This is a genomic window from Neisseria sp. P0021.S007 (genome assembly GCF_051956855.1).
Genome location: NZ_JBQCXA010001316.1, coordinates 1 through 500, shown reverse-complemented (window position 1 = coordinate 500; position 500 = coordinate 1). Strand labels below are relative to the sequence as shown.

The following is a 500-nucleotide window of genomic DNA, read 5'->3' as shown; positions in this document are numbered from 1 at the left end:
AATACGCCCTTATTGTTAAAACATTCCACCAATTAATTCCAGTCGACCTTTTTCAACTTTAATTTCTTTGGCAAACTTCTTAATCAGCATTTGTTTCATGTCACTTTCATCCAAGGTGTAAACAGGCATCCGACTTAATAATGCTGCCACACCATCGCTTAATAGCGGCATAACATCTTGGAGTTGCTCCATTGCACTATTAGGTTCGCCAGACCAGCGTAAAATTCGCAGATTTTTTAAATAGAGTGCACCTTCTTGTGCGTTATACTCTGGAACGGCATCAAAGGTTAAATGCAATTTAGCTGGGTAGGTTTTACCAGATAAACGAATAAGCGTATCAACCAAACCGCTCATTTCAACACGATTACTTTCAGTTTGCCCGATTTGAGTCACCAAATCTTTCAATGCGTAATCGACAGAAAATAATCCAGGGATACCGAGCTTGTCACTAATCGTGCCTTTTTCGCTTAAATACTGGTTAATTTGTTGCTCGCCAATAC

Annotated in this window: 1 protein-coding gene; it reads right to left on the bottom strand. The window is 39.4% G+C overall.

Going from position 1 to position 500, the window contains the following annotated elements:
* Nucleotides 1–15: 15 nt before the first annotated feature.
* Nucleotides 16–500, bottom strand: a 485-nt coding sequence (locus ACTHUR_RS18935; protein ID WP_440400321.1) for a DUF1439 domain-containing protein, incomplete at its 5' end; no start/stop codon positions are given.